8 protein-coding genes are annotated in these 9,621 nt (G+C 29.8%); 1 reads left to right on the top strand and 7 read right to left on the bottom strand.

What is annotated here, in order from left to right:
- Positions 1-1,073, top strand: a 1,073-nt coding sequence (locus AJ882_RS05055) for a methyl-accepting chemotaxis protein (RefSeq protein ID WP_070279650.1), incomplete at its 5' end; no start/stop codon positions are given.
- Positions 1,074-1,115: 42 nt separating this feature from the next.
- On the opposite strand, the gene AJ882_RS05050 is transcribed toward AJ882_RS05055, so the two are convergent.
- The 7 genes from AJ882_RS05050 to nuoI are packed head-to-tail and all read right to left on the bottom strand — an operon-like array spanning position 1,116 to position 9,612.
- Complete coding sequence (locus AJ882_RS05050) at positions 1,116-3,482, bottom strand: paralyzed flagella protein PflA (RefSeq protein WP_002867597.1); 2,367 nt, start codon at positions 3,480-3,482, stop codon at positions 1,116-1,118.
- A gap of 21 nt (positions 3,483-3,503) precedes the next feature.
- Complete coding sequence (locus tag AJ882_RS05045) at positions 3,504-4,892, bottom strand: NADH-quinone oxidoreductase subunit N (RefSeq protein WP_002867596.1); 1,389 nt, start codon at positions 4,890-4,892, stop codon at positions 3,504-3,506.
- The gene (locus tag AJ882_RS05040) at positions 4,882-6,369 is read right to left on the bottom strand and encodes an NADH-quinone oxidoreductase subunit M (RefSeq protein ID WP_002867595.1); all 1,488 of its coding nucleotides are present in this window, start codon (positions 6,367-6,369) and stop codon (positions 4,882-4,884) included. The genes AJ882_RS05045 and AJ882_RS05040 overlap by 11 nt, the downstream gene beginning before the upstream one ends.
- 1 nt (position 6,370) lies before the next feature.
- A complete protein-coding gene (nuoL, locus tag AJ882_RS05035) occupies positions 6,371-8,161 on the bottom strand; it encodes an NADH-quinone oxidoreductase subunit L (protein WP_002867594.1) in 1,791 nt (596 codons plus the stop codon).
- A 1-nt stretch (position 8,162) separates the two neighbouring features.
- A complete protein-coding gene (gene nuoK, locus AJ882_RS05030; protein WP_002851490.1) occupies positions 8,163-8,459 on the bottom strand; it encodes an NADH-quinone oxidoreductase subunit NuoK in 297 nt (98 codons plus the stop codon).
- Positions 8,456-8,974: an NADH-quinone oxidoreductase subunit J gene (locus AJ882_RS05025; protein WP_002867593.1), complete on the bottom strand. Its 519-nt coding sequence runs from the start codon at positions 8,972-8,974 to the stop codon at positions 8,456-8,458. Before AJ882_RS05025 ends, nuoK begins: the two co-directional genes overlap by 4 nt.
- Positions 8,971-9,612: an NADH-quinone oxidoreductase subunit NuoI gene (nuoI, locus tag AJ882_RS05020; protein ID WP_002867592.1), complete on the bottom strand. Its 642-nt coding sequence runs from the start codon at positions 9,610-9,612 to the stop codon at positions 8,971-8,973. The genes AJ882_RS05025 and nuoI overlap by 4 nt, the downstream gene beginning before the upstream one ends.
- Positions 9,613-9,621: the final 9 nt, after the last annotated feature.

The raw sequence follows: 9,621 nt of genomic DNA, 5'->3' as shown, positions 1-9,621 counted from the left end.
TCATCCTCCTTTATTTCATCGTATCAAAATACCTCTCCCCACTTGCAGCTATCCAAACAGGTTTAACTTCATTCTTTGATTTTATCAACTATAAAACAAAAAATGTTTCTACTATAGAAGTAAAAAGCAATGATGAATTTGGACAAATCTCAAATGCTATCAATGAAAACATTCTTGCTACTAAAAGAGGCTTAGAACAAGACAATCAAGCCGTTAAAGAATCAGTTCAAACCGTATCAGTTGTAGAAGGTGGTAATTTAACAGCAAGAATTACTGCTAATCCAAGAAACCCACAACTTATTGAACTTAAAAATGTTCTAAATAAACTTCTTGATGTTTTACAAGCTAGAGTAGGTTCTGATATGAATGCTATTCATAAAATTTTTGAAGAATACAAAAGCTTAGACTTTAGAAATAAATTAGAAAATGCTAGCGGTAGTGTAGAATTAACTACTAATGCTTTAGGTGATGAAATAGTTAAAATGCTAAAACAAAGTTCAGACTTTGCTAATGCTTTAGCTAATGAAAGTGGAAAATTACAAACTGCTGTTCAAAGCTTAACCACTTCTTCAAATTCTCAAGCTCAATCTTTAGAAGAAACTGCAGCAGCTTTAGAAGAGATCACTTCTTCTATGCAAAATGTTTCAGTTAAAACTAGTGATGTTATCACTCAATCTGAAGAGATTAAAAATGTTACAGGTATTATAGGTGATATTGCAGATCAAATCAATCTTTTAGCTTTAAATGCAGCTATTGAAGCAGCTCGTGCTGGAGAACATGGTAGAGGCTTTGCAGTGGTAGCTGATGAAGTTAGAAAGTTAGCTGAAAGAACTCAAAAGTCTTTATCAGAAATTGAAGCTAATACTAATTTACTTGTTCAATCTATCAATGATATGGCAGAAAGTATTAAAGAACAAACTGCAGGTATCACTCAAATCAATGATAGCGTAGCTCAAATTGATCAAACTACTAAAGATAATGTTGAAATTGCTAATGAATCAGCTATTATTTCTAGTACAGTAAGTGATATAGCTAATAATATCTTAGAAGATGTTAAGAAGAAAAGGTTTTAACCTTAGATAACTAGCCAAAAAGCTAGTTATCTCTAAATTTACTTATTGATTTAAAATTTGATTTTTACTCTTACATAAATTCTGCCAATTTGAAGCACTTTTGATTTCAAGACATTGTTTTAAACTTTCTTTTTCAGCTTGTATATTTTGCATTCTTTCATAAGTTAAGGCTTGGATATATAAAGCTCTTGCTCTATCTTCATCTGAAAGTTTTAATTTAAGTAAATCTGTTAAAACAGCTAAACTTTCTTCATTTTTATTGATTTTAGTCAAAGCATCAAGATATATAAATTCTAAATTAGGACTAAAAAGATTTATACCTTTAAAATTTTGATAGTCAATGGCCTTAGGTGCGTAAGTTAAAATAGTTGTTTGCATATTATGATCATTAGCGTAAGAAAGTAAAGCATCATAAGCTTCCACCATACTAAAATTCATTGGAAAACTTTCTAAAATTTGCAAAATTTTAATGGCTTGATTATAGTCATTTAAACGCAATAAAGATAAAAATTGCAAATAATAAGCCTTAAAATTCTCATCATCACTTTTTAAAATTCTAGAATTAGCTATGTCTTTAGAAATTTTAATCACCTGAGGATATTGTTTATTGTCAAAAAGAATAGATGCTTTTTGAAGACCATAAAATATAGAATCTTCATTATAATTTTTATCTATATAATCAAGTGCTTGTTCAACATTAGAAGTTCTGATAAGACAAGCTAACATTTGTTTTTTATTCTCAATTTTCTGACCTATATCATAAGCACTAAAACGCATAAAAATATTTGCAGCATTGATACAATTATCAGCTTTTATGGCATTTTTTAAATCATTAATGGCTGCTTTCTCTAAAAATTGAGTAGCATTTGGAATTTTTTTACTTTCTATAAGATCTTTATAAGCTAAAATAGCACTAAAATTTCCCTCTTTATAATAAAGTGCAACATCTTCATCTAAAGCTTTATTTGCAATATTCTCATCTTTATTTGCATATTGCTTCATTAAATCTGTATAACGCTGATGCAAAAAGCTTGCATTATTATCACCTAAAGCAAAGAATACCTCATCACTTGCTTTTTTAATTTCATCTAAATACTTACCATCTAAATAATCATCCATATACAAATCAAGGTATTTTTTAGCATCACTAGATCTGTTAGCATGTGATAAAACCAAGGCTAAATCTTTTAAAGTTTCTTCATAACTTGGATCAAGTTTGGACATTTTAGCAAAGGCATCTTCATAAATACTTGCACTTATATCAAATTGTCCCTTTTGATTAAATAATTTAGCAAGTTCTAAAGATCTTGGAATATCTTTTCCAAAATATTCAGGATTGGCTTTTAAAATGGTATTAATATATTCTATAGCTTTATTTACTTGCTCATTTGAAAGCAAATTCTTTGCCAAACTCATAGCTGCTCTTGCAGCTAAATCTAAATTTTTTGTATTAAAATAAGTATTTTCATAAATATTTACAGCTTTTTCTTTTTCATTTAAATTATAAATATAGTCTGCATAATCAAGTTTTGATAACTGAGTAAAATAATTATTAGGTTGTTCATTATCCAAAATCGACATTGTATACTCTACATCAGCACGCTGAGCTAAAGCGATATAAGTTCTTAACATTATATGTAAAACTTCTGAAAAATTTTTATCACTTGTAAAAGTACGCGTCCAATTTTTAGCATCATCAATCATCTTTTCTAAAATTTGTTGATCACGCATGCTTGGATCTTGAGTGTAAAGTTTATTTTGAGCTCTTAATTTATAAAGTATAAATTCACTAGTAAAAATACTGCCACGATATCTATTGATAGCATTTTGTGCATCAATCACCACTTGATTGTAATTAGCCTTATCGTATTCTTTTTTGATGCGTAAATAAGTATTGATATCTGCACTTTGAGGAATAACAACAGGATCAGAATTTAAATCCAAAGCTCCAACATAAGGCAAACTCTCATGTGGAAAATTGATATTAAAATCGAGTCCATCATAGTCTTTAATAGGTGCTAGTTCTGGTGTAAAAATAAAAGTAAAAGCCTTACTTTTATGCGAACTTGATGAACTGAGTTCTTTATCTATATAAATATTTTGAGAAGTGTCAAACATTCTTGCTTGTATTTTTGGCAAAATGATCATTTTAATTTTTTGAGCTTCTTGTATAAATTTTAAATCAAAAGCAGAAAAACTCTGATCTTTTAATTTATTATCAACCATACCTGCAATATCACATTCAAAATGAACTTTTGCTTCGGTAATAAATTTTTGACATGTAAATTCTAAATCATTACTCGCATGTAAAACTGCAAAAGCTTGATTATTTTCGCGACCCGTGTTTAAAACAAGCTCAAAAGCAAAAGCATTTAAAAAACTTAATAAAATTAAAAATAATATTCTCATAAAATAATTATAGCAAAACTCTTATAACATTAACAATATAGCAAAAATGCTTACACAAACACAAAAAGCTAAAATAAAATTTTGTATAAAACTAAACTTAATATTATAAACCCTATCATTTTTCATAAATAAAACATGAATTAAAATCTTTAAATACGCATAAAGCATAATAACAGAAGATAAAGCCACAAAAAGCGCCAAATACCAATATCCATTTAAAATTACTGTATTTAAAATCATAAATTTACCCCAAAATACTCCAAAAGGCGGAATACCTGCTAAAGAAAGCACACTAATGCTTAAACAAAAAGCAATTAAAGGTTTTTTAACCAAAAGCCCATTTAAACTCTCATAAGAATTATTCTCATAATTACTTAAAATCATAAATACAGCATAATTTGCAAAAGCAAATAAAGTCCAATATCCAAAAATAGCAAGCAAAATTCCATCAAAATTTTGTTCTTTTAATAAAGGAATGCAAGCTATCAAAACCAAAGAAGAATGCACTACAGAACTATAAGCAAACATTTTTTTGATATTGTTTTGACTTAAAGCCGCAAAAGCGCCTATAAGCATAGAAAAAATCGCTAGAACTATTATGATATATTCAAAACCTGTATTATTTAAAAAATCAAACAAACGAATAACCACAACCAACATGGCAACTTTTGGCACAACTGAAATAAAAGCAACCAAATTTGTATGTGCTGCATAATACACATCTTTAAGCCAAAAATGAAAAGGTGCCAAAGAAAGCTTGATTGCACAAAGAACAAAAATCATCACTCCAGCACCCAAAAGCATGGGATCTTTTTGAAACTCATTTTTTAACGCTAAATTAGCAGATAAATCTAAAGTTCCTGTTTTTAAATAAATAAAAGCTACAGCCATAACAAAAAATCCAGCTCCTACAGCCGCTATACTAAAGTATTTTATCGCACTTGAAATAGCATTATCACTTCCACGCATTGCTATTAAAGTATAAAGCGCTAAAGAAGAACTTTCAAGTCCTATAAAAATAAGTACTAAATTTGAGCTTGAAACCATCAAAAGCAAAGATGCAATCATAAATAAAAATAAAGCATAAAATTCACCTTGATTTTCTTCTTTTTGCATTAAAAGATATAAAAATGAAAAACACAAAATCACCAAAGAAGCATAAAATGAAACAATATCATTATTTAAAGTAGCCAAAAAAGCTTTTGCTTCTAAACCTTGAGCATTTGCATTATTTAAAATCAAAAAAGCACTTACAATCAAAGACAAAGAACTTATGCCGATATAAAACGATCGATGAAATTTCCAAAAACCAGAGCAAAGCAAAAGAACTATTGCAGTTGTAATTAAAAATAAAAATGGATAAGATAAGCTTATATTTAAAAGTTCTAAATTTAAAAAATTATTTAACATTTGCCTCTCCTATTTTAGATAAAAAATCTAAAGTATTTTGCTCAACAGCTCTAATATTCATTGTTTTTATAAGATTATCCACATCTTTTTGTATCGGCTTTAAAAGTATATTTGGCATAAGCCCTAGTCCAAAAATCATTACTACAATGCACACAAGCGCTACTATTTCTCTAAAACGTAAAGAAAAACCCTCTATAAAGCTTTGTTTTTGCATGAAAAATATTTTTCTAAATACTGCGAACATATAAATCGCTCCTAAAATAATCACCAAACCTGCCAACAAAGCGTAAAATAAATTAATCTTTGCTATACCTAAAAGAATTAAAAACTCTCCCACAAAAGAAACAGTTAAAGGCAAAGAAACGCTTGCGAGTAAAATTAACATAAAGAAAATTGAAAATAAAGGTGCTTTTTTGGCCAAAGAATGGTAAAAAGAAATATCATAAGTATGATATCTTTGGTATAAAAGTTCAACCATTAAAAATAAAGTTCCTGTTACAATACCGTGTGCAAACATATAAAAAACTGCACCACTAATACCCAAAGCATTTAAAGAAAAAATTCCCAAAATCATCACACCAAGATGTGAAATAGAACTATAAGCAATCAATTCTTTAATATTTTCTGCTCTATAAGCAATTAAAGCATTATAAACGATACTTACTATACATAAAGCTACAATTAAAGGCATAAAATACACACTCGCATCTGGAAAAAGTGGTAAACAAAAAAGTAAAAATCCAAAAGGAGCCATTTTAAAAACTACAAGCATTACAGAAACAAGTATAGGCGAATTTGCATAAACCTTAGGTGCCCAAGTATGAAGTGGAAATAAAGGAGCTTTGATAGCAAAAGCGATAAAAAATGCTCCAAAAAGTAAAAGTTGCTCTGTAAAATTTGCTGCTGAGGCATTATTTTTCCAAATTTCCAAGTCAAAAGTGAAGATATTTAAAAGCTGATAATTTAAATAAGCTTGATAAATCAATGCTACAAGCATTAAAATTGAACCCGCAAAAGCATAGATAAAAAATTTCACCCCTGCTCTAAAATCTTTACCATAAACTCCCATAATATAAAGCAAAGGCAAAAGAGAAAATTCCCAAAAAATATAAAACAACAAACCATCTTTTGCGCTAAAAAGTCCCATAATAGCAAATTCTAAAAAGAATATACAAGATATAAGCGCTTTCTGTTCTAGTTTCAAAAATAAAAAGCTTAAAAATATCATCAAAGAACTTAAAAGCATCAATACAAGTGCAATACTGTCTACTCCTACATGAAAGCTAAAAAATTTCAAAATTTTAAAAGAGAGATTATAATCAAAGCTTACCCCTTGTAAAAAATCCGCAAAAGTATCCAAATTTAAAGCCAAAATCATAAAACTTACAACAACGCTAAAAACCTTAACGCCTCCGCGATTTAATAGCAAAACCACAAAAGCAGAAATTAAAGGAAAAAATATCAAATAATTTAGCATTTTACACCATCCATACTAAAATCAACAAAATCACAAAAGCTGCCACCAAAAACCTAAGCATTAAGTTTAAGCTGTTTGGCATAATCATTTTTTGTGAAATATTTTGAGAATACAAAGCAATTTTTTCAACTATTCTGTCAAAAATATAAAGATCACAATGCTTTAAAATCGCACATAAACTTTCATATTTTGAAACGATAAATTGATGATAAAATCTAGGAATAAAATAATCATTACTTAAAAGTTTGTGAATTTTATTTTCTTCAATACTTTCCTTAAACCAAGAATTTTTATAAGCAAAAATAGCCAAAATTACACCCAAAATAGCTGCTACACTCGCACAAATCATTACAATTTGATTTTGTGCATCAATAAAAACTAATTTTGTGCTTAAATATTCAAAAAAACTATGTTCAAAAAATCCTGCAATAATAGCTAAAACCATCAAAGGACTCATAGCCAAGAGTGCTATTTTACTTGCTTCATTCGGATGTTCATCATGTCTTGCAGGGGTAAAAAATACCAACATTAAAAGTCTAAAGCTATAAAATGCTGTTAAAAAAGCTGCGATTAAAAGCACTAAAAAAATACCATGGTGAAAAGAAATGAAAGAATATCCCAAAATCAAATCTTTAGAGAAAAATCCTGCAAAAGGATAAATTCCTGCTAAAGCTAAAGATCCTATACACATTAAAATAGCTGTAATTTTTAAAGGTTTAAAAAGTCCACCCATTTTTTTAATGTCTAATTTATCATTCATAGCATGCATTACATTTCCAGCGCCTAAGAAAAGTAAAGATTTAAAAAAAGCATGCGTAGCTAAGTGAAATAAAGCTATACCATAAGCCCCAAGTCCTGCAGCCACAAACATATATCCAAGTTGCGATAAGGTAGAGTAAGCAATGATACGTTTTAAATCCCTAACCACCAAAGCCATAGAGGCTGCAAAAATCGCTACAAAAGCTCCGAGTAAGGCAATAATATAAGAAACTTCAGGAACTAAATCATAAAGCGTACTCGCACGAATTACCAAATAAACCCCCGCTGTTACCATGGTTGCTGCATGGATTAATGCAGAAACAGGAGTTGGCCCTGCCATAGCATCAGCAAGCCAAGTGTGAAAAGGAAATTGTGCAGATTTTCCCATAGCCCCTATAAATAAACAAGTTGCGATTAAGATCAAAGCATTGTGATCTAGGCTTTGTGCCATGGAAAAAACTTCATCATATTTTAAAGTTCCTGCTTGCAAATAAAGCCAAAAAATTCCTAAAAGCATACCCAAATCCGCAATACGATTCATAATAAAAGCTTCATTAGCCGCAAAAGAATAAGTATCGTTTTTATACCAAAAACCTATGAGCAACCAAGAGCAAAGCCCAACGCCTTCCCAACCTACGAAAAGTCCTAAAAAATTATCACTCATGACTAAAAAAAGCATAGAAAAGACAAAAAGCCCCAAATAAGCAAAAAATTTATTAAAACCTTCATCATGAGCCATATAAAAAATACTATAAAAATGCACACAAGTGGCTACAATACCTACAATACTCATCATAGTAAGCGAAATAGCATCTATATCAAAACCAAAATTTACTCCAGCAAACCATTCAAACAAACTCACATTAAAAGCTTCATTGCAAAAAAGCAAATACAAAGAACAAAAAGTACTCAAAGCTACTAGAAGTGAACAAAATATCCCTACGAATTGTTTTTTCTCACTCAAAGCAAAACAACTTGCAAACAAAAAAGCTACAAAAGGACTAAAAAGAGAAATCAAAGCCAAATTTTGCATACTAAGCCTCCACTTCTTTTAAGCTTTTTAATTCCAAAGTGCCTTTTCTTCTATACCAAAGCACGCACAAAGCTACACCAACAGCTACTTCACAAGCCGCTACACCCATGATAAAAAGTGCAAAAACCTGTCCATTTAAATCATTGTGCATTTTAGAAGCCGCTACTAAGGCTAAATTAGCACTATTTAATAAAATTTCACTCGAAATAAAAAGCATGATGAGATTTTGTCTTTTTAAAATACCTACAAGCCCTATGACAAACATTAAAATAGCAACGAAAAAATACTTTTCTATCATTGTTTTTCCTTTGTAAGCTCTTTATGAGTAAGCACTATAGCACACACTAAAGCAATCAAAAGTAAAATAGCTATAAACTCAAAAGCCAAAAGATATTTTGAAAAAATCGCTAAAGCCAGTTGTTTATTAAAATCAAACAAAGCAGGATCATTTAAAGGCAAATCCGTGCTGATATTTTGGTATTTAAAACCTATAAGCATAGTCAAAAGTAAAATCGCACTTAAAACCACCAAAGTAAAAAAACTTTTTTTAGCTTTAAGTTGTTCTTTAAATTCTTTAGAAGCATCAAAAAACATCATCGCAAAACTATAAAGTCCAAGTACAGCTCCGCTATAAACAATAATTTGTATCACGCCTAAAAACTCTGCATCAAGTAAAAAATAAAATCCCGATAAAAACACCATTCCACCTGCTAAAGCCGAAAGAGAATAAAGCATATTTTTACTTAAAACCGCAATGCCAAAAAAACCTAAAACCACTACACTAAAAAATACAAAAGCCAAATTTTCTATCATTTGTTTTCTCCTTGCTCTTGTGTGTTTTGATTTTCTAAGGCACTTTCAAGCATCGCATCGTAATAATTTGGCGTTTTTTTAACCCACAAATTTGCATCCTTTCTAAGACTTCCTGCTCCTTCAAATTCAACTTGATTTTTAAGCTTATCAATAGGAGTTAAAAAATCTTGCTTATAACCAAAATAAGATCTTTGCTCGGCCGCATTTTCATACTCTGTGCCATGCACTATAGCAAGTTCAGGGCAAACCTCAGCACAAAAACCACAATAAATACAACGCCCTAAATTAATACTATAATTTCCTACTTTTTTACGCCCATTTTCATCTAAAGAAGTTTCCATTCTAATACAATTGCTAATGCAAATTTTTTCGCAAAGCCCACAACCTATACATCTTTCGTTTTCACTTTCTATAAAACGCATCAGACGATGAACAGCACGGTAACGATTGTCAAGTTTTACCTTTTCAAAAGGATATTTAATCGTAGCGCTATTATTTCTCTTAAGTAATTCTCTCATCATCACAAAAAGCCCTACAAAAAGCTCTAGTTTAACGCTTCTACGCAAAGCTTGTGAAATTTTCTCCCAAGTGCTAACAGGAGTTTTTCTTTTCTCATCCACTAAATAATAATTTTTCATATCAAACTC

Origin of the sequence: Campylobacter sp. BCW_6461, assembly GCF_001762735.1 — a bacterium.
Lineage (GTDB): Bacteria > Campylobacterota > Campylobacteria > Campylobacterales > Campylobacteraceae > Campylobacter_D > Campylobacter_D jejuni.
This window is presented reverse-complemented; position numbering and strand designations above follow the sequence as displayed.